Source organism: Marinobacter sp. M5B, from assembly GCF_042604615.1.
GTDB lineage: Bacteria > Pseudomonadota > Gammaproteobacteria > Pseudomonadales > Oleiphilaceae > Marinobacter > Marinobacter salarius.
This window is the reverse complement of sequence record NZ_CP156894.1, coordinates 616,503-636,228: the sequence shown is the minus strand read 5'-3', so window position 1 is coordinate 636,228 and position 19,726 is coordinate 616,503. Positions and strand designations below refer to the sequence as shown.

The window sequence follows — 19,726 nt, the reverse complement described above, 5'->3', positions numbered from 1 at the left end:
TGGGCCAACGTTAAACAGCGTGTCGTTTAGTGATTGGAGACAGATCCATACCTCACCGAGTATCTGCAGAGGCATCCTTCTGCAGTGTTTTTCGATCACAATCTAAAGCTTCAGAGGCAGCAGTCCAGCTTCCATATTGCTCAATTGCCCAAGTAGCTAACTTCTTACGGAACCATCGTAGCCGCTCAAACCTTGTTCCGGAACCAAGAAATATCGTTTCCGATGATAAGGAATCTTCCTGTCTCGACCACTCCCCTATGGCATCGTCAATTCGTGTTTGGTCGCCCAAAGGGCACCAGGCCATTATCAACAAAGCAAGGCGTTGTAGGTCCCGTAGGTTCCCGGGCAAGGAACTTCGGAGCAGCGTCTCTTTAATCTCCTCCGACCAAGGTGGATTTGGAGGACCATGATTCGATATTTGGAGCTCTCGCCATACGCGACTCCAATCGTCGTGTAAGTCCTCACGACACTCCCGAAGAGGAGGGATAGACACAACCAGGTGACTCAGTCGGTCAAACAAGTCAGGGTCCAGGCGCTCCCGAAGTTCCTGCACGGGTAGGTTGGAAGCACAAATGACTTCGAAATCCGCACTCTCTTCTTGGTCACTTCCTATTGGCCGATAACGGTGGAGTCGATCCTGAAATACTCGCACAAGTTTTCGCTGTACAGGCTTTGGTAAATCCTGAACTTCGTCTAGAAACAGAACACCACCATCAGCTTCCTTCAGAATGCCTTCCCGTTTTTCACCTGCCCCCGTGAACGCTCCTTTCAGATGGCCAAAGAGAAAGCTTTCGGCCAGATCGCTATCCAAGCCTCCACAAGGCACTGTAGCCACCTTGGAGCGCTGCTTGAGCCTGCTGACAAATGTTTCGACCAGCCGGCTCTTACCGGTCCCTCGCTCTCCCAATAACAGCACGGGTGCGCCCGGCACCTGAGAATACCTGGCAAGTCGCTCTAGCGAATCACGCCGGGCTGCGGAACGAGCCTCTGGCTCGTATACCGCAAGTTCCGGTTCCCGGTACTCAAGTTCGTGAATTTCTGACAAGTACGTCGTGATCGGAAAATCCACTTCGTCAATACGAGTCCGTTTCGTCTGCTTGCTATACTGCGACGACCAAAGTCGGCAATCCGGAGGTAGACTTCCACCGGCATGCAGAATCAACCACACGCTATGCATAGCAGGGGTGCCAGGCGAGATATTAATGTGTAGTTGGTGGCCTAAGTCGTGCAGTCGCGGCAGGATATCCTGCCGCACTCGGGAGTATATTTCGGCATGGTGCGTCGGGTCCTCAAGTGGTACCTCTATAACCCTCAGCAGCGCACCATCCAAGGTTGAAGGAAAGGTATCCCCTTTTTTGCCCTGCACCAGATAATACACTTCGGCAATAGTAATTCTTCGATTGCTCAATGCCTTAAGTGTCCGCTCAAGCACTTCAAGCCCAGCGCGCTCAGCGTGCCAGCATAACAAAACGCCTTTGTCAGCTGTCATGACGCAAACGCTCCGCATCGATCACTACAGCTGAAGCCTTAGCTGTTGCCTTAACCGACTTCGCTTCCGGCAGCTGATCCGGAGTTTCTATTGCTACCACCTTGCGACCATCCGGCTCCTTAAAAACTGGAAGCGCAAACGGAATGGTATTTTTTGACTTATCTTTCTCCTTACGGCGCTGCGGCTTTGATTTGGGCTTCAACAGCGGCGCGGTAACCTCCCAGTGATAGTGAAGCTGATGCACATTGGGGATCGACGGCCTAGTCGGAAAGTCTGGCCTGAATTCAAGATCGTCTGCCGACTCAGATTGATGCGCCCCCAAGTTGATGTCTTCTTCTTCACAGACATCAACCTCAGTGAACTTGCCCTGGCTCCATACTTCGACCCTACCCACCAAGCTCCCTAACAGAGGGGCTAATTCTAATGATGCCGGTGCTTGGAATATCCATTCATTGAGGTGCTCCCTAAGCCATTCCGAGCGGGAATCCGATAGGTGAACCCCTATCTCGAAGCCACTGTCCAACCCATGACATTGAAGATTGGCAGACATTACAAGCGCCTGACCCGAGTCAGCCCATATCGCTTTTGCGTGGAGCCACCTGAAAGCAATGACCGTTGCACCGGCCTCTCGAAGTGCTATCAAAGCAGGCATTGAAGCGGGCCTTTTCCTGGCCAGGACAGTAACCCTCAAGCCCTCTCGAGCCCGTTCACACAAACGCTGAACGACAGGATGATTGGCATCCCAACCGAAGCTACAGACGAGCAACTCGTCCGTCGCACTGTCAATTACTGACAGCGCGCACTGATATATGCCTTGTTCTTTCTCGGTGGTTGCTACGATCCCACTCCCGAGCTCCGGATAATCGACGACGCCCAGCGGTTTTACCGGCCTGAATTGCTCATCGGGTCCGGCCTTCTCATGCGCAGCAGTCTCCCACATTGCCCACCGAAGTAAATTGGCAACTTGCTCCGCCTCTGCCGAGGTGAGGTCCACCGCCAGTTCAGGATTTCGCTCCAAAGCGGCTTCCGTAAGATTCGCGGTCAGCAAAAGGCCAGAGCCGGTATCCGTATACGGATCAACCAGAACAACTTTGGCATGGAACTGTGGTGCCGAACGAAAAAGAACGTGGCCACTCAGGCGCGAGAGCATTTCTTTATGCTGTTTGATAACGTGCTTATCGAACGATTCCTCACTGTCATCATTCTCCAAGCGAGTTTCCGACGCCAGCATGACATAAACTCGAGTGCCGCGATGGGAGGCCGCCAGCAGGGCGTCCTCAATTTCCCGATCTGCCAAAAGAAAACTCGATAGAACAATCATTTGATGAGATCTCTGAGTCATCTTTACTATCTCTTCTGCGATCATCCTCATTGGGCCCGACTGATACACATCGTAAATGGCTTCGACGCGCTCGAATTCGGATTCAGGTTCCATTACCCACGTTGGCGGCAGCGTGTACTCACGTTGATCGATGGTCTCAGTGTGCTCTTTCTTCCAATGGTTCATTCTGTCGTTCATTAAAGCCCCCAATCCTCTGATGCCACCAAGTGCCAGCACTTTGCTGTCGGTCGGTTACCTCGGTCCGCCCAAACCACCTTCGTCAACTCATCTCTTTCGGGCAAAGTGAGAGCGAACTCCGCAAAAGGCTCTGCTGCCTCTTTAACCCATTGCTGATATCGCGAGTTCGTTGCGTAATCATTGATCCGATCTCGTAGGCGCCAGTCCGCCCATTTCTCTGCATCCCCAGCTAATAGTGGAAACAAGGGCACATCATGGACATCAATGTCCTTAAACTGACCAACACCGGGAATCATCGGGTTCTTGAACGTCAAATCCCGGGTTAAACGCTCTCGCTCAGAAATCTCACTTTCACTGAAGGCGACTCTCAAAGCCTTTCGATCTCCATCCCATCGAGACCAAAGCGCAGCCGGCTCAAGCAGACTCTTCCAAACCTGATCCGGCTCAATGTCGGGAGCTTTCAGAACCGAATCAACGGATTGACCTGCCAAATCTCCCCGCAGCCTCAAATCTCCTTTTCTGACATCCCACTCCAGCTCCAGAGAAGCCTGATCCGGCACGCATTCAGCCTTGCTTTGCATTTTGTCGATACGACTGGATTCTGCCGCTTTACCCACCGCATCAAAGGCTCGGCCTTCACCTCTTTTCACCCACTGTGGCAGCTCCCTAAATGCCCTCTCAGAACTTTTTTGCTTATCTTTGCCCCACACCTCATCGAGGGCACTGGGTTCGTCCCAGGCAACTACCTTCAGGATCGGATGATCAAGCATGGAGTCCTCACTGGCCCATACGGTCCAGGTGCCCTCCTGAGGGACATAAACACGTTCCGTTGCTATTGCGCGCTTACCCTCCTCACTGAGAGAGTATGATCCTTCGTTTGCTTTTTTCAGCAACCCATAGCTATGAGCAACTTTTAGAAGGCGCTCAGCAACCACTCTCCTGGAATTCCGTTCGAAAAAAAGGTGATCGGCGATATCTTTCGGGTCAGTTTGCTCAACCTCTTGCACACGGAGCAGCATGGGCAGAAGGTCACTGCGCTTCTTCGCAATAGCAACCTGCCCGGACACACGCCAACACACTACATTGAGCGTCCGACGAAGAATTAGTTTGTTTTTCATAAGCTATTCTCCCCCGGCATAGCCCAAGGTTCCTTGTCTGCAAGGATACCGAGCACACTCTGTTTAGCCCTTCGCATGGCTTTACGATTGCCTATAACGACTCGTTGATAGCGAGCTCTGGTCAGCGCCACATTCAGACGGTTGGGACTTTCCAGAAAGCTGGTGGGATGGTCGTTGGCCAAACTGATGAGGACCAAGTCCGCCTCATGACCCTGAAAGCGATCTACAGTGCATAGCTCTATCTCCAAATACGGCTTCTGTTTTTCACCACGGTGGAAATGGCGCATTTTCCCCATCATTCCAGTCCATCGACGCAGGTGCTTTCGGATTTCTCTCTCTTGGCCGCGATAAAAAGAGAGCACGGCAAGAACCCACGGTGTGCCATCAGACTGTGGGTTTTTCTTGGCCCAACGATCAAATGCAGTTACCTCATCAAGAACAACTTTCGCTTCTGGAGGGTTGGAATTGGTTTTGCTGTTAAATTTCCCCTTCACTTCAAGCCAGAGAGCACGATGTTCATACCGCGAGTACCCCCACCGCCGACGATCAGCCATATCTTCCGGGGTCTGTAATGCTTTGCCTTGGTAGATGTGGTTCCGAGAAAATTCGGCAATCTCATCATGCATCCGGTGCTGCGTGCTCAAAAGTACATGCCGCCTTGCCAATACATCAGTTGGTAGACCGTCAGATAATGCTGTGCCCTGTCTCTGGTTCTTGTCTCGCTCAAATCCATAACGAAGGGACTCGAGAATGGAGGGCAAGGCAACCCGCCTGACACGTCCGATACCGTCGAATACGCTGTCACGGCCAGTAGCTAAATCATCCGCCGGCAGCAAATGGTCAATATCCTTGCGATACCTTTCCGCTGTTCTGCTCCGCACTCCCGATTCAGAATCTTCAGCAAAGCGTTGCTCATATAGCCTGGCTAGCCGCCAGCTCAGTTCCGTTGACCACTCAGGTAGTTCAGCGACTCTTTCACGATTGACCCTTCTCCAAGCGCTGACCTGCCTCCGCAGGGGCTTTAGCGACGCCTGAGGAGCGCGGACCGTGTTGGTATCAAGTGGTAAGTTATCAAGGTGCATTTCAAGCTCTGACTCACTGTCCACAATAATCGATGAGAAGGCAGCTTCGTCGTCACCTGCACCCGCGACATCCACACCTCTCGCCTGCGCCTGACTCAAATACTTTTGCCCGTCTGCCTCGCTACCGACTGCAACAACTGCCGACCGGTGCTTATTGAGGTTTCTCTGAGCCGCTAAAAACACATCAACACAAGCCTCACGAGCCACTTTATCAGGCAAACATGTTTCTACATTGCACGCCATGGCCGCATCATCGACATAGGGCGACAGCTGTTTTGGATCGCCAACGATAACCCATCGCTTGGCCAGCAATGCGGGAACAAGAAATTCCTGAAAGGTCGTTTTCGAGGCCTCGTCTACGATCAGCATGTCAAAGTCGGCAGAATGGCTCCTGCGATTTTTGATATCGGGATGTTGCAAGATACCGATGGTCGTCCCACAGACAAGATTTGAGGCATCGAGCACCATTCTTTCTAGCTCAGAACTACCGTGTCGTAGAGTCTCAAGGAAAGCTTTCTGGGATTCTGAACGATGTGCCCTGCCCTTCAATTCACGCAGCAAGCGATCCCGTTCAGTTTTCACGAAAGCGTCCAGCTGCCAGGGACGCGCCTTATCTGAAACGCTACTACGATCACCTACCCGCACGGGTATCATCATATCCCTGTGCGGGTTGTGCTCATCCATCAGTCGTTCCAACACATTGTCGACAGCCACATGGGTCGAGGCACACAGCAGCACCCTGTGCCCCCTGCTGACAGACTGAAGAATTAATTCGCAAATGGCTGTTGTCTTCCCAGACCCTGGAGGTCCCTCCAGAAACGCAAAATCAGGCGTTGCCAACGCTTTATTGACGAATCGGCGCTGCTCATCGGTCCCTTGACGTGTTTCATCTGTCAGCACGCACCAGTTGGCTACATCGTCCTCTATAAAAGGCGACCACTTGGCATGTCCGAGTGATTCAAACAACCGGAGCAAAGGGATGTGAGCATCGGAAGGGCTATCTTGAAGTCGTTTAAGCGCTTCCAATTGCCGAAACAACGTGTATGTTTCAGGCCTCAGAATCAGCTGGTCAGATGCGGGGCGGTGCTCCAAAAGTAGTTGGTAATTGTCGACATCACGATCCAGCACCTGAATACGGTTGTCTTTACTGAACGTATTTCGTCCAAAGGAATTTTTTTCCGCCCCCTCGTGCACTTTTACCGCAAAAACTTCACGGTTGTTCTCGTCCATGAACGCCTTGAAGCTCGATTCGGGTTCGTTCGGACGATCTTTTGGTTCCTCTAGCTGGAGCCAGAAACCGTCCTTTTGTTCTAAAGCATCGGACCCTCTCGACTCCGGCGGAAGCCCATCCTTCCATGCCAAACGAACGACGGCGGCATCACTTTCCATGTACTTTTTGGTCCGACCCAAAAAATCATGGAATGTCTTGAGCCCGAAGAAAGCTCGTTGCATAAGTACATCAGGACGACCGACGCCCAGATTCTGGTAGTGGAGTAGCGCCACGTTCTTCTCCCTATTAGAAAGTTGGAAAACATCGCTCAACTTGCGACGCTATATGGAATAGCAATCACCATACCAGAATCTTTATTTTTTATTTTCTATATTTTTTAGTTAGATACGAATCATAGGAAAATTTAAATGCGGATTTTTATTCCTATGCTGGGTATTTTTATACCATCTTGAACCACTCTATAGGCTTGTAGGTTCGAGGGCGAGCACAGCACAAGCTAGTTCTTTTTTCCTGAATCCAGGCTTGGTGCAGAAATACACCGCCTTGTACCTACCACCTAGCCCGAATTTCTAGGGAGGGGAATAATGGTAGGTACAACGCTGTCTAATTTTGTCCTGCTGATCTGGGCGCAGCCCTCGACATCCATATCGGATTGATTCTATTTTGGTTTTTGAGATACCACGCACTATACCTACCATCTCGTTCAGCACCGAAATTCGCCCCTATGGCCCCTGAAATTCAACTCGATTACCCACCGTCAGTTGAGAAGTCAGGGTCCACAGGTGGTAGGTACAGCGCTCTCTATTTTTGTTTTGATCAGCGCACCACAGCATAGACAGCTATCATCCATCTGATTTAAAAGGGATTATTTAAATACAGTGCGCTGTACCGACCATGTAGCTCGAATTGCGAGGGAGGGGATAATGGTAGGTACAAGGCTGCCTAATTTTATCCTGCCGATTTCGGCTCAGCACGGGAGAACCACATCCTTTTGATTTAATTTCAGTTTTCTAGATACACCGCTCTGTACCTACCACTTCGTTTTGCACCAACATTCGCCCCTATGGCCTTTGAAATTCAACTCGTGTACCTACCATCGGTTGTGAAATATGTGGCTACAGGTGGTAGGTACAGTGCTGTCTACTTTTATTTTGATGAGCGCATCACAGCATAAGCCTTTACCATTCGCTTGATTTAAATGCAGTTTTAAAGATGCACCACGCTGTACCTACCATGTAGCTCGAATTGCGGGAGAGGTGGAAAATGGTAGGTACAACGCTGCCTAATTTTATCCTGCTGATTGCGACGCAGCTTAGGACACCCCGCATCATTAGGAAAAAGTGACCTTATTTTTCTAGCAATGAGCGGTACTGGAATGAGGTAAGGGGCATTTAACCGTAAGCTCGACAACTGCAAGGAGAAATGTTGAGGAGCGCTGACAAAAAGCTGGCGCTCTTCTTGTTTCTGGAAATACATTTTTATGAATCACCTGGCGTATATGGGTGCCCCTAGACACCCATACGGCTCACTTTTTCGCCGCTCGAAAGTGCCCGTCTGTAACCGGAAACATCGAACTAGTAATGGAAACAGGATCGGAAACACCGAATTCATGGACTGTACCCGGAGTCAAAGAGCGACGATGCGAACGGAAATCCAGGGGCTCCTATTAGCAAACAGCTGGGTGTACATGACCTTGTGCATCTCCACACCAATTGAAATCCAGCATGCAGGACCATCTCATTTGGTACGTTCTCGAATGACTCCTAAGACACGCTCAAGCTCACGATCGTCCACAGAGTATGGAGGCTGGAATTCAACAACAGGTACCCACCAATCAAATTCACCATCTGCGATCACGTCTCGCTGATCGTCAACTAGAACGCTATCGCTGTATTTAGAAATATCCGGGACAAGCTGCTTCGACTTGATGGTGGCTTCCGGATGCATGCTACCAAGCTTCAAAAACCATTCGGGGGCAGATCCCTCACTCACAAGGATTCGCTTGATTGCCTCGGTACGCTCCCTAGAAACGCTTGTGTACAGAATTACATCAGCAATGGCCGATATCTGCTGGAGAAAATTATAAAGTCCAGGACGCGGGATCTGGCTGACAGCGTTGCTGATTAGCGTCCCTTCTAGGTCAAGACAAACCAGACTGTTCACGAAATAACCTCTCGCAGTTGGATACCATGATGGTCAAAGGTCTTTGACCTGAACAATCACCGGGTTGAGATTATACCCTCTAACCAACCATTCTCGCGGTGACAAACAGCAACCCGAAGTGTCCATGTCCAGGTCTCGGTTTTCAGTGGTCATGAATTGGCAGACAGTGACAGGATGAACTCCGGGGCTCAATGCTCCCATAAGTTCATCAAGATGGGGGATCAAACCACATGTGGAAAACTGCCACCGAGGGAAGACCCAGCCTCCTGTTGGACGTGCAATTTTGTGCAGCTCTAGCTGTCGAGACTGAATCTTTTCACACAACCTCTCCCTGGATAGACCCAACAAATCTGCAGCATCATCCTCATCCAACACATCCTTCAGGAGACACTGCCACTCCCGTTCCAGAAGCTCCTGTCCAAGATCGGATACTATTTTGTTTCGGTCGGCAGGCTAATCAAGCCCACTCACACCACCCTCGCGAAGAATCGCTTTTTCTCTCGAAGAAAGCCCCATTACTTTTCCTCTTAACGTCCCGCCGTATCGGGTAAGTAATTGCCCTTTACGCCCCTTAACTCCACGACGCACATAATTGCATTCTAGTACAGTGCCTCTGAAATCCGAGTGTTAATGATGGCTAAAGCAACATCGCCGGCTTGGTTTCGACTGTGCTAAAATTATCCGCCGGCTAGCCAGTCTATCCATCCAAAATCTGAGCGACCAACGGTCATTTTCAGCACATCACAAATTCTCACCCTGTGCCCAAATTAGTCGGCGCTATGTGAGCTTGTTCGTCCTCAATCGAAATACACTAAATCGCAAAAAGCCTTTAACAGCAACGATTTATACCGTTCTCAGACATAGCCGGCCGATTTAAAGCGTGTAAGGTATTGCCCTCCGGAGGCAAAGGTCTCAGGTTCGAATCCTGACGGGCGGGCCATTATCATGAAGGACTTGCGTGCAAACGCAGGTCCTTTTTTGTTGTCTGTACCTAAATGGTGCTCTGCCAGTGCCAATATTTCTGAATTGCTTGTCATCAGCGGCCGGACTGATTCGTCGTCTTGCCAGTTATTGTAAGCTCCACTCTTGCCTTTATTTTAATTGTTGCTATGGTTGGGATTCAGGACACATTGAGAGCAGCCATGTTTTCACGAAAGTATCTCTTGACCACCTTCCATTAGTAAGCGAGCACGGCACGCTCTGTGCTCGCAACCATTAAAGTTACTGAAAAATAACATAAACGATCTCCTCCGTTGGACTAGCGCTATTAGGTACATCGCCTGAAAGCATAGTAGTAACTAATACTGAGGGGGATTCAGGCCAAAGTTGCACAAGGCATTTTTCGGAACAACAACAATAAAAATAGATTAGGGAGGCTCCGCGACTGAGCCTCCCATTTTCTGCTCGTTTTCGAAAAATGCTCACCAAATAATTATTTGGAGGCTTTGATCTTCATGAACGTAATAGTTTTTTTGTTTCGAAAATATTTTTTTGGATTAATAAAAAAACAGCAGGCTACTGACGCGTTACGTTTTTTTATTGACTCTAACTACTGGAACATCAACGAACCGCTGCCCCACCCACATGAGCTTTCAGAACTCTTGGATTTTAACGAAGACATAACAATGCATGGACTCTGCCGCCTGATCGGCGCTGGCGTTATTTTTGAGGGCGAAGACGGACGACTGTACATCAGGACGAGCACCGAAGACACACACTGATATTTTCTTAGTATTTCTATGTCTGCAACCGGAACCACTAGAACCTTATGAGCACACGTCACCTTCACTTGATTAAATAAATAAAGAAGGTAGCCTATTGGCAAACCCGAAAAATACTAAAGGTGATCAGATTGCATGAATAAAATGCCGACCAGTTTTTATAAAGCGCCTATCGGCAGCGCTATTTATAAATGAGAGCATGAAAATGAGTAAGGAAAAACCGAAAAAACAGGCTAAAAAAACATTGAAAGAGAAAAGAAAAGATAAAAAACAAAAAAACGCCTGATTAGCAATAGGGGAAAGGGTCAACCTTTCCCCTTCAATAACGGTTTTCCCGATCATATCATCTGCGTTTACTTATCGAACTCTCACACCTTATATGAATTTATCATTTTTCTGATCAGAGGTTTTATGAACATTGATGCTGGTTTTCTTGTGTCTTTAGATACTTTGGGAATCATGAGAAGAAAGTGTCGTCGCCTGATAAAAGCGATTATTCTTGGAGAGAATGAAATGGCAATGATTGGAAGCTGGGTCACGATTATAGATTGTGCAGATTCCCAGCCTCATGAATTCCGGTTAGTGGAAGCTATTGGGCCAAGGGACGCTCATCCGAGGGACCTGCCGATAGACTCATCTCTTGGACTCGCGCTGTTTGGCAGCAGGCCTGGCGACTACATAAAACTGAGCGTCGGCGGCGAGGAAAGTGGCATCGTCATTTTATCCATTAACAATGAAAAGTTGGAAGCGAACGCAAAAATGGCGACATTTGACGAATTTTAGCGTTCTAACGATTCAAGATTGCTTCGACTCAAATAACACCGAATGCCAACATCGCATCAGCCACCCTACAGAACCCTGTGGTGTTGGCACCAAACACATAATCTCCGGGCCTGCCATACTCTTCGGCCGTCTCGAAACAGGCTCGGTGGATTTCAATCATGATGTCTTTCAAGCGCTGTTCGCTGTAATCGAAGCTCCAGGAATCCCGGGAAGCGTTCTGCTGCATCTCCAGAGCGCTGGTTGCGACACCACCGGCATTGGCCGCTTTTGCAGGGCCAAATAAGGTTCCAGCCTCACGGAAAAACTTCACTGCGTCCGGGGTGCACGGCATGTTGGCACCCTCGGCGACGGCCATGACGCCATTGCGAATCAACGCCATCGCGTCTGAGCTGGTCAGTTCGTTCTGAGTTGCGCACGGGAGGGCAACCTGACAGGGCAACGACCAAATGGACGCTCCCGCCACAAAATCACTGCCGTTCTGACGACGAGTTGCATAGTCGCTAATCCGACCACGTTCCGCTTCCTTGATCTGGCGAACCAAACCGACATCAATTCCGGCAGGGTCGTAGACGTAGCCCTCCGAGTCGGAGCAGGCGATAACCTTGCCACCGAACTGCTGAACCTTTTCCATCGCATAAATTGCGACGTTCCCGGAACCAGAGACCACCACCTCTTTGCCCTCCAGTTCCATTCCCTGAGCAGCCAGCATTTCCCGGACAAAATAAACGGTTCCGTATCCTGTCGCCTCCTTACGAACACGGGCTCCGCCCCAGCCCAACCCCTTCCCGGTCAACACACCGGATTCGTAGCGGTTGGTCAGGCGTTTGTATTGGCCGAACAGGAAGCCAATCTCTCTGGCTCCAACGCCTATATCGCCTGCTGGTACGTCGGTGTACTCACCAATATGTCGGTACAACTCGGTCATAAAGGACTGGCAAAACCGCATAATCTCATTGTCAGATCGTCCCTTGGGATCGAAATCCGAACCACCCTTACCCCCTCCGATTGGCATCCCGCTCAGAGAGTTTTTGAAGATCTGCTCGAAACCCAGGAATTTAACCACGCCCAGATTGACGGAGGGATGAAACCGCAAACCACCCTTAAACGGCCCAAGGGCCGAGTTGAACTCAACCCGAAAACCACGATTGATTTGCACCGTTCCTGAGTCATCCACCCAGGGAACCCGGAAAATGATCTGCCGCTCTGGTTCACAAATTCGCTCCAGCAGCTTTGCTTCCTTGTACTCCGGGTGCTTGGCGATTACCGGCGACAAAGACTCCAGAACTTCCAGAACAGCCTGGTGAAACTCTGGCTCCGCAGGGTTTCTCAGGACCACCTGCTCGTAAAGCGCTTCAAGGGTGTCTTTTTGATGCATGGGCCTTCCTTGTTTAGTTTACGTGAGTCACATGGATGATTTTCAGACTGAGCGTTTTCTTGCCAGCCAAGGGCCAATCAATACGATCACCTACTCGAAGCCCCAACAGGGCCGCACCTGCCGGAGCCAAGACGGATACATGCTCTTCATCTTCATCTGCCTCTGGCTGTCTCGGATAAACGAGCCTGAGCTTATACTCGGCGTCGTTCCCCTCATTTTTAAAATGGACCAAAGAATTCATGGTCACGGTGCCAGCAGGAAGGTTTTCGGTCTCAACCAGAGTGGCCCTATCAAGCTCCTGCAAGAGCGCTTCAGCTGTAGCATTGCCATTTGGCTGTTTTTCCAACATGGCAGATAAGCGATCAAAATCATGGTCTAAGACATAAATAGCTGGACGTTCGGACATACCGACTCCTCTAAGCCTGGAATGCAATATTCAATTGGTGTGCTTGTTCAGGGGGGCTCGCCGAACTCGGCGATTAGTACGACGAATTCAGCGGAAATAGTGAAAAGCGGCAAGACACAACGCCCCCTCGGACAACATAGTCCGATGAAATTTAAGGGGTGCAGTGTTGGGAAAATTCATAGGTTTCTTACCCAGGAAAATGTCTTTCTCAGTCCCACAATAACCCAAACCCAAAATTAAGCAAACGGGTCCACTTCACTCTTCAATTTCACCAGCGATCCCAAGCGGCTCGCCAGTTCGCTTTTTGAAATGGACAGCAACATCTTTTAACGCCGCAAAGACTGTCTTGCTGTGAAGTCACGATCAATGGCCAACCTTAGCAACAGCGTGTGGGCTGGGGGAGGGACAGTCCTTCGGGACCAACAGGCTGATCGTAATGTACGTTCGTATGAACGGCGCCATCGAGCAGCACGGCAGATAGCGGATAAGGAGGTCGTGCGTTCTGGCGCTCGGCTTCGGAGAAGTTTATCTGATCCATGGCGACAACGAATTCTATGCGGTTGGCGATGGCCCTTTTGTCGCGGATGTTGAGACTTATTCAGAGTCTCCTTAGCATTGTTATTTAGCCCCCAAGTTTATAGACCAGAATTCGATCCGGTTGCCTTCCGGATCATGAATATGAATGACTCTTGCTCCCCAAGAATGATCTTTTATAGGTGGAGGGGAAAGGCCCGCCTCATTCAAGTATATATGTACAGTTTCGATATCACCTACTTCGAGTGCAATGGTTACTCCTTTACCCTCATTGCTATCAATTGAGGCTCTTGATTCATCTGCAATGCTTAAACGACACGCCTCATTTAATTTGAACTCAACAAACCAATTAAGAGACATCCTTACCTCAAACCCGATTTTATTTTTATAAAAGTCGACACATTCCTTCCACTTTCTACAATAAAAGATCGTGTTGGCTGTTTTTATATGCATTTTGCATCCTGATCTTCGGTGTAACCATAGCGATTTTGCTTAGCGACGCCCTGACAAGGACGTCAGATGAAGATCGCGGGCTAGGCCGGAGCGACCGACTGGCCACCACTTCACTCTAATCAATAAAAACTGAGTAAGTATTGAAGCTCCACAGCAGATAATTACCTTCACTTACCAGTATTCCATTAAACGGAAGATCGTAACTTAACTCGATAAAATCTTGCCGGATTATTTCACGTATCGAATATGAGTCCACCCCAAGAGAATTCGCTCCGAGAGAACCCGATCCATACAGATCGTGTGTGAATCTATATAATCCTTTCATATAAAATAAAATGGGGATCGCAACAGATAACCTTATGCCATTCACAGCCGGCTTAATTTCGCCTAACATACTGTCGAAAATGGCCTGCCTTGACCACTTTTCTGCCTCCTCTTTCGTGGCCAAAAACCATGCAGCATCATTCACCATCAACCTTTCTGAAAAGAGCCCCCCATTCCAAAGAGTAAGCCCGCTTACTGAACCTATTACGCAGTTTTCCATGAATGAAAAATTTGCAATATACATATTAACTTCCACCTATGCTTCGATAATTTTAAAGCGCAGGCATTACAGGTTATTGGATCTATTATTCTGCGCTACGCGAGTTTTTGGCGAGCATATTCAATCTCCGCTCCATATTTCTCAGGGCATTTAATCTCAACACATAGAACAGTTTAACGCCGGCCGCCCATAGCGGTATCGAAATATGAGCGATGATCTGACCCATTATCGAAAACCTCGATGCCCAAGGATAGGCCATGAGCACTGAAGCAAAAACTCCTAAAACAGAAATACTTAAACCCCAGCTCGATACAATTAGAAGACGTTTCACTCTTACCTCCTCAACAATAAATCAGATTCAACCCATTATATTTAAAAAACAAGGAGCAGAAAGGTTTGTTCTCCACAGGAGATGATCTAGGTACATTCCGGATAACTTTTGGGAATAACATTGTGTATTTTTTAGGTTGGCGCCACTGATTTGGTTCTCTCTCGAAACACCAGTGGTGGTTGCCCGCGATGAGGATTTTGTGCGTATGATTTTCTGACGGCCAAACCAGGCATCAAGCTGCTCCAGTTCCTCCAAAGTGCCGCGTCCCATCGTATCTCCGGCGTGTATCACGCACCTCCCCATCAGGATAGACTTCGCCAGTAATAGTTTGTTAATGAATTTCCTTTCGCTTGGTGTCCACGTGCCCTTTCGATGAATGCGCGTTGGACAACTACAAACTGCATTTAGATCGTCAATTGAGCCGGAATGGGACAATCACTAACTGGGAGGACGGATAAAATCAGCAAGGAGCTCGACAACGGAATCCGCCATATGGGCGCAACGGGCGCCATCAAATGGATAGACTGTTTCAAACCCACCCTGGATACGCGACTCCAGTAACAACTTAAGATGTCGTCTTGCGCGGAACAGGCGTGTTTTGACGGTCATAACGGTAATGCCGAGGTCCAGCGCAATGTCGGCCAACGCCATCCCTTCTGCCTCTCTGAGAACAAACACAACCCGAAGATGACTCGGCAGTTCGGATACTGCTGCCTCTAACCATTCCCGGAACTGTGCAACGCCGTGCTCGTTTTCGGGGGAACGTTGTCTGCTGCCTGGAAACGCTATGACTGATGCTTCCTGATGAAATTCTTCCGAGACCGAGTCGTATTCTTCGGTAGGCTGACGTTTTCTCAATCGCATTCGGGCAACATTTAACGCGATTTTAGTGGCCCAGGTTGAAAGCTTGGCATCCCCACGAAACTCTGCAATGCGGGAAAAGGCAATGAGGTAGGTTTCCTGGACGATCTCCTCGGCTTCGGCATCGTTATCCATAATGCCTCGGGCGATACGAAACAGACGCGGATTAAGCCTTCTGATCACCTCCCTTACAGCCGTTTCATGCCCCTGTTTTGCCAGTCTTACAAGCTCGTCTTCAGAGGTTTGCAAGCCAATGGTGGGCTTGGGCGATAGGGAGTCGACAGAAGTTTTCATAACGAGACCTTGTCAGCTTTCATTAACAATATCGCGGATCGAAGGGAATTGAGTCGCTACATATCCACTCACTCCGCCCGCACGCAGAGCGGAACTATCCCAATCCACCATTTCAGGCGTTCCAACGACGATCCGCCCAACCATAGCCGCCATTTCATGCGGCACGCAGTAATAGTCATAAACACCAGGAATCGTCAGCGTCAGACTGAATTTCTGGTTCGGAAGCAAATGGCCACTACCGAACGGTTTGGCAGCCTTTGGCATCCGCCGCACCCGATCAAAATACTCAGGGTGATACGCCGTCACCGTGTGAGAATTCCCAGGATCCTGATTGACGAAGGTAATTGTTGTGCCCGGATCTACCGCAATCCCCTTCGGATCAAACCAAACCCTTTCACCTCTGGGTGTACCTTGCATCTTGATAACAACCTGGCTTTCGCCAGCAGCCTCAGTCACACCACTACTCAGAAGTAATAGCGAGCCCGACAACTTCAGTAATCTACGCCTTGAACAGTTCATAGCCAGATACCCGGCGGGCAGTCCAATCGGTATTTGAGAAACGTCTTACTGATCAGATGCTCTTATTTCAAAAAGGTTACGCGACAAACGTACAAATATTTTGAATTCCTATGGTCATCAACGGCCTCTATTCGCAAAACAAGGGGCGTAAGTTTCAGCACCCAGGCTGAGCCAGGGTTGGTCTTGCATGCTTTTCCCGTTTTATTCAAACCCAAGTAAGCGTTCTGCCTGCGATCCCAACCCAGTTCAGCCGTGTTATGCCATAGGCCCTCCTTGTGCTCTCAGATAACCAAAAGGGAGACAACTCGTCGCCTATTTGGCCAACCGATCTTTGGCGCCCTTGTCGTGGAATAGCACGACGTGAGCATGCGGACTTTCCACGCCGGGATGCCCTGCGTTGTAGTAGATGTCAACAGCCGTCACTTCATGAGATCCGATCGCTAGGTCATCGTAAGCGACACCGTTCTTCAATTCCTCAAGGGGCGTCATGTAGACGGTAGCCGACAACTTTCCATCGTGGTCATAGCTCAAGAATGGACCAGCGGGCAAAGTGTCCGGATCAACAAAAAGTGTCCCCAGGCCCGGCAGAAATGCAGGCAGCGGCAACACCTCGCTCACCTGCACATACGGTCCCTCCGGCGGCATCTGGGCAACCTTGTCTTCGTCATGGGCCAACGCGCCTGCTGCCAGACTCATACCCAACAAACCGATCAGTAACTTTTTCATAGCCATTCCTCGTTTGTGATTAATTAATGTGGCAATGAACCAGATGCAGCTCTGACGAAAAGGTTTCAGGCTTTTTTGTCGGTAGTGTCATCACGGCAATGCATTAAAGTGCCACCCACCGTCCGAAAACTTTCGGTAACCTTTTCCAATTTCCCGCATCTGTCGCTTTAGCCAGCCCTGAATAATCGGGGTTTGGGTGTATTTACGTGCGCCGTTACCGGCCTAACGAAGGAAACGGGATATGAACAGCAATAAGAAACACCTACAGACAGTAGGCGCCCTGGTGGGGGCAATTTGCATCGCAACATTGGTTGGGTGCAGTGACGGAAGTTCGCCTCCTTTCGCTGTGCAAAGCGTCAGCCCGGCAGCCGAGGGTGAACTGATTCCAGTTGATACCCAGGTTGCGATCACCTTTAACCGCTCACTTGATAGCACTACTTTTTCGGCCGCCGAGGTTCGCCTTGAATGTGACGAATCCGAGGTAACGTTTGCCGATGTCAGCTTCCAGAACAACGCGAGGACCGTTTTTTTGACCCCGGATACTCTCCTTCCCGAGAACAAGGACTGCGAAGTACAGATCGCTGCGGAAGTAAAGGATGTGTCCAATAACACGCTTGGAAAGGTCTTTGGATGGACGTTTGGGACAACGGCACGCCCGGAAACTCTTGCGCTCGGAAAAGAGATATTCCGCTATGACACATTTGGAGATGAACGTTTCTGGACGGACGTGCTGGAAATGCACGATGTTATTCAGTCAGCCGTTGATCCGGTCACAGCCCTTTCTGTGGGACTAAAAGTAGATGCGGAAGCACTTCCTGAAGCTGTAGTTAATGGAATCGCACAGGGAACCATTAATCTGGAGTCACCTGCGACCACCGTTGCATTACTCAAGCTGGATGCGGTAGTCGGTGTCAAAGGCACCGTGGAGGAGGTAAACGACGTGGATACGCTCACCAGTGTCGGTGTGACCTGCGCGTTGTGCCATTCGACCGTGGACAATTCCTTTGCCCCGGGCATTGGCAAACGACTTGACGGATGGGCCAACCGTGACCTGAACCCGGGTGCCATTATCGCCTTGTCGCCTGCACTTACTCCCGCACAAAAAGACATCTACAACTCCTGGGGGCCAGGGATGTACGACGCCAGGTTCAATCAGGACGGTATCAGCAGTCCGCATGTCATCACGCCTGCGTTTGGTCTGAACGGTATCGAAAAGACAACATCAACCGGAGACGGCAACGATATCGCCTATTGGAACCGATACGTCGCTGTCACCCAGATGGGTGGGGAAGGTTCCTTTTACGAACCCAGAACCGGGGTTGATGTAACCAACGGCACAGAAGATCTTGTAACGGATAAGCTCCCGGCGCTACAGGCTTATCAACTGTCGCTGCTCTCGCCAGAACCTCCCGAAGGTTCATTTGATCCTACAGCAGCAGCCCGTGGAGAAGAGCTGTTCAATGGCCAGGCACAGTGCTCTTCCTGCCATAGCGGGCCCAAGTTCACAGACGCGAATAGTCGTTTGCATGATCCATCGGATGTTGTGAGTGAACCGGAGCCTGACGGAGCTCCGGGGTACGCATCTCGAAGTGCAACCAAGATGTACCGCACAGCTCCGCTGGAAGGCATCTGGCAACACCCGCCCTATTTCCATAACGGAATGGCTGCAACGCTTGCGGATGTCGTCACGCTCTACAACGACCGAAAAGCCCTTGGTCTCGATGAGGATCAACAGAGTGACCTCGTCGAATATTTGAAGTCGTTGTAATGACCTGAAAGCTGCTAGGCGGTTGGCTCTCTATAACCACAATGAATGGAGAACTGGGACAGTGTCTTGATCACTGCCCAGGCCTCACATCTCAATTTGGTGCCCCCCCCCCCCCCCAAAAAAAACATGACGCCAACGATGAAAGTACCCAATGATCAGATCACTAGCGGGCTTATTACATCTGTTTCTCCAAGACCAACTGAGCTTTATCGGTTTGTCGCACGCGGCACTAGCCGTCGGACCACTCTTGATTGTTCAGGCCCTAACCGGTCTCGCCATGATGTTGTCTACCCTCATTTCGGGCGTAAACGGCGAGCTCATTCTTGAGAACGCTGGGGGTTTCGGGGTTTTGTTGCCGATTTTCGACTGCTACCTCTGGTGACCTCGCGGAAGGGGGGGCTCTCCAGCTTTGTACCGAGGGAAGTCCAGCAAACGGGTGCAGCTTTGAACTATTCAGTTTCACCAGCGACACCAGACGGCTCGCCAGTTAGCTTTTTGAAATGGATAACAACATCTTTTACTACCGATAATGTGAACATCCCGGTTTTAGTTGCCCAACGATTTTTTCTCGCAAATTCTCGGTCGACCCCCTCTCCGCCAATCTCTATCAACTCCTGGCCCGCGCTGCATCGCCAGCGTCACGCCTTGCTGATGTAACAGTGCCCGCTGCCGCCCTTCGACGCGATATCTCTAGCGGGCTATAAATCCAATATCAGCGTACGTAATTCCACGCAGCCAACTGGCTTGCAAAGCTCTGGTCATCGATCTATATTTAAAATGTATTTTTAATATATGTTTATGAGGTGATG

16 protein-coding genes and 1 tRNA gene are annotated in these 19,726 nt (G+C 49.9%); 5 read left to right on the top strand and 12 right to left on the bottom strand.

Translation table 11 applies throughout. The annotated features are described in order from the left end of the window. Positions 1–52: 52 nt before the first annotated feature. The 5 genes from AAGD24_RS02900 to AAGD24_RS02880 form a co-directional block, all read right to left on the bottom strand. Positions 53–1,489 carry a sigma-54-dependent transcriptional regulator gene (locus AAGD24_RS02900; RefSeq protein WP_379866454.1) on the bottom strand — a complete coding sequence of 479 codons (1,437 nt, stop codon included), beginning with the start codon at positions 1,487–1,489 and terminating at the stop codon, positions 53–55. After that, positions 1,479–3,008, bottom strand: a complete 1,530-nt coding sequence (locus AAGD24_RS02895) for a phosphatidylserine/phosphatidylglycerophosphate/cardiolipin synthase family protein (RefSeq protein ID WP_379866452.1) — start codon at positions 3,006–3,008, stop codon at positions 1,479–1,481. Before AAGD24_RS02895 ends, AAGD24_RS02900 begins: the two co-directional genes overlap by 11 nt. After that, positions 3,008–4,126 carry a hypothetical protein gene (locus tag AAGD24_RS02890; RefSeq protein ID WP_379866450.1) on the bottom strand — a complete coding sequence of 373 codons (1,119 nt, stop codon included), beginning with the start codon at positions 4,124–4,126 and terminating at the stop codon, positions 3,008–3,010. The genes AAGD24_RS02895 and AAGD24_RS02890 overlap by 1 nt, the downstream gene beginning before the upstream one ends. Beyond that, entirely contained in the window at positions 4,123–6,711 is a 2,589-nt protein-coding gene (locus tag AAGD24_RS02885; RefSeq protein ID WP_379866448.1) for an AAA domain-containing protein, read from the bottom strand. The genes AAGD24_RS02890 and AAGD24_RS02885 overlap by 4 nt, the downstream gene beginning before the upstream one ends. Positions 6,712–8,176: 1,465 nt before the next feature. Then, entirely contained in the window at positions 8,177–8,602 is a 426-nt protein-coding gene (locus AAGD24_RS02880) for an NIF family HAD-type phosphatase (protein WP_379866446.1), read from the bottom strand. An 864-nt stretch (positions 8,603–9,466) separates the two neighbouring features. Here AAGD24_RS02880 and AAGD24_RS02875 point away from each other — a divergent pair. The 3 genes from AAGD24_RS02875 (at position 9,467) to AAGD24_RS02865 (ending at position 11,106) form a co-directional block, all read left to right on the top strand. Then, positions 9,467–9,542: transfer RNA gene (locus tag AAGD24_RS02875), tRNA-Arg, on the top strand. A gap of 514 nt (positions 9,543–10,056) precedes the next feature. After that, positions 10,057–10,323 (top strand): hypothetical protein, encoded by a 267-nt coding sequence (locus AAGD24_RS02870; protein ID WP_127402251.1) that lies wholly within the window; start codon positions 10,057–10,059, stop codon positions 10,321–10,323. 411 nt (positions 10,324–10,734) lie between these two features. Beyond that, the gene (locus AAGD24_RS02865) at positions 10,735–11,106 is read left to right on the top strand and encodes a GreA/GreB family elongation factor (protein WP_126810677.1); all 372 of its coding nucleotides are present in this window, start codon (positions 10,735–10,737) and stop codon (positions 11,104–11,106) included. A gap of 28 nt (positions 11,107–11,134) precedes the next feature. Here the strand turns inward: AAGD24_RS02865 and gdhA are convergent, their stop codons facing one another. From gdhA to AAGD24_RS02845, 4 genes are all read right to left on the bottom strand, one after another. Continuing rightward, a complete protein-coding gene (gdhA, locus tag AAGD24_RS02860; protein WP_126810678.1) occupies positions 11,135–12,481 on the bottom strand; it encodes an NADP-specific glutamate dehydrogenase in 1,347 nt (448 codons plus the stop codon). Between the two features lie 13 nt (positions 12,482–12,494). Next, complete coding sequence (gene rnk / locus AAGD24_RS02855; protein ID WP_127402254.1) at positions 12,495–12,887, bottom strand: nucleoside diphosphate kinase regulator; 393 nt, start codon at positions 12,885–12,887, stop codon at positions 12,495–12,497. 618 nt (positions 12,888–13,505) lie between these two features. Next, positions 13,506–13,874 (bottom strand): VOC family protein, encoded by a 369-nt coding sequence (locus AAGD24_RS02850; protein ID WP_075196083.1) that lies wholly within the window; start codon positions 13,872–13,874, stop codon positions 13,506–13,508. Positions 13,875–13,989: 115 nt separating this feature from the next. Beyond that, positions 13,990–14,442: a hypothetical protein gene (locus AAGD24_RS02845; RefSeq protein ID WP_075196084.1), complete on the bottom strand. Its 453-nt coding sequence runs from the start codon at positions 14,440–14,442 to the stop codon at positions 13,990–13,992. A gap of 233 nt (positions 14,443–14,675) precedes the next feature. Between AAGD24_RS02845 and AAGD24_RS02840 the strand changes: the two genes are divergently transcribed. Next, positions 14,676–14,834 carry a hypothetical protein gene (locus AAGD24_RS02840; protein WP_164732082.1) on the top strand — a complete coding sequence of 53 codons (159 nt, stop codon included), beginning with the start codon at positions 14,676–14,678 and terminating at the stop codon, positions 14,832–14,834. A gap of 353 nt (positions 14,835–15,187) precedes the next feature. Here the strand turns inward: AAGD24_RS02840 and AAGD24_RS02835 are convergent, their stop codons facing one another. From AAGD24_RS02835 to AAGD24_RS02825, 3 genes are all read right to left on the bottom strand, one after another. Continuing rightward, the gene (locus AAGD24_RS02835; protein ID WP_075196086.1) at positions 15,188–15,904 is read right to left on the bottom strand and encodes an RNA polymerase sigma factor; all 717 of its coding nucleotides are present in this window, start codon (positions 15,902–15,904) and stop codon (positions 15,188–15,190) included. 12 nt (positions 15,905–15,916) lie between these two features. Then, entirely contained in the window at positions 15,917–16,360 is a 444-nt protein-coding gene (locus tag AAGD24_RS02830) for a plastocyanin/azurin family copper-binding protein (RefSeq protein ID WP_379866442.1), read from the bottom strand. A gap of 375 nt (positions 16,361–16,735) precedes the next feature. After that, a complete protein-coding gene (locus tag AAGD24_RS02825) occupies positions 16,736–17,149 on the bottom strand; it encodes a hypothetical protein (RefSeq protein WP_075196088.1) in 414 nt (137 codons plus the stop codon). A 241-nt stretch (positions 17,150–17,390) separates the two neighbouring features. Between AAGD24_RS02825 and AAGD24_RS02820 the strand changes: the two genes are divergently transcribed. Continuing rightward, positions 17,391–18,917 (top strand): Ig-like domain-containing protein, encoded by a 1,527-nt coding sequence (locus tag AAGD24_RS02820; RefSeq protein WP_083637234.1) that lies wholly within the window; start codon positions 17,391–17,393, stop codon positions 18,915–18,917. The last annotated feature ends 809 nt before the right edge of the window (positions 18,918–19,726 follow it).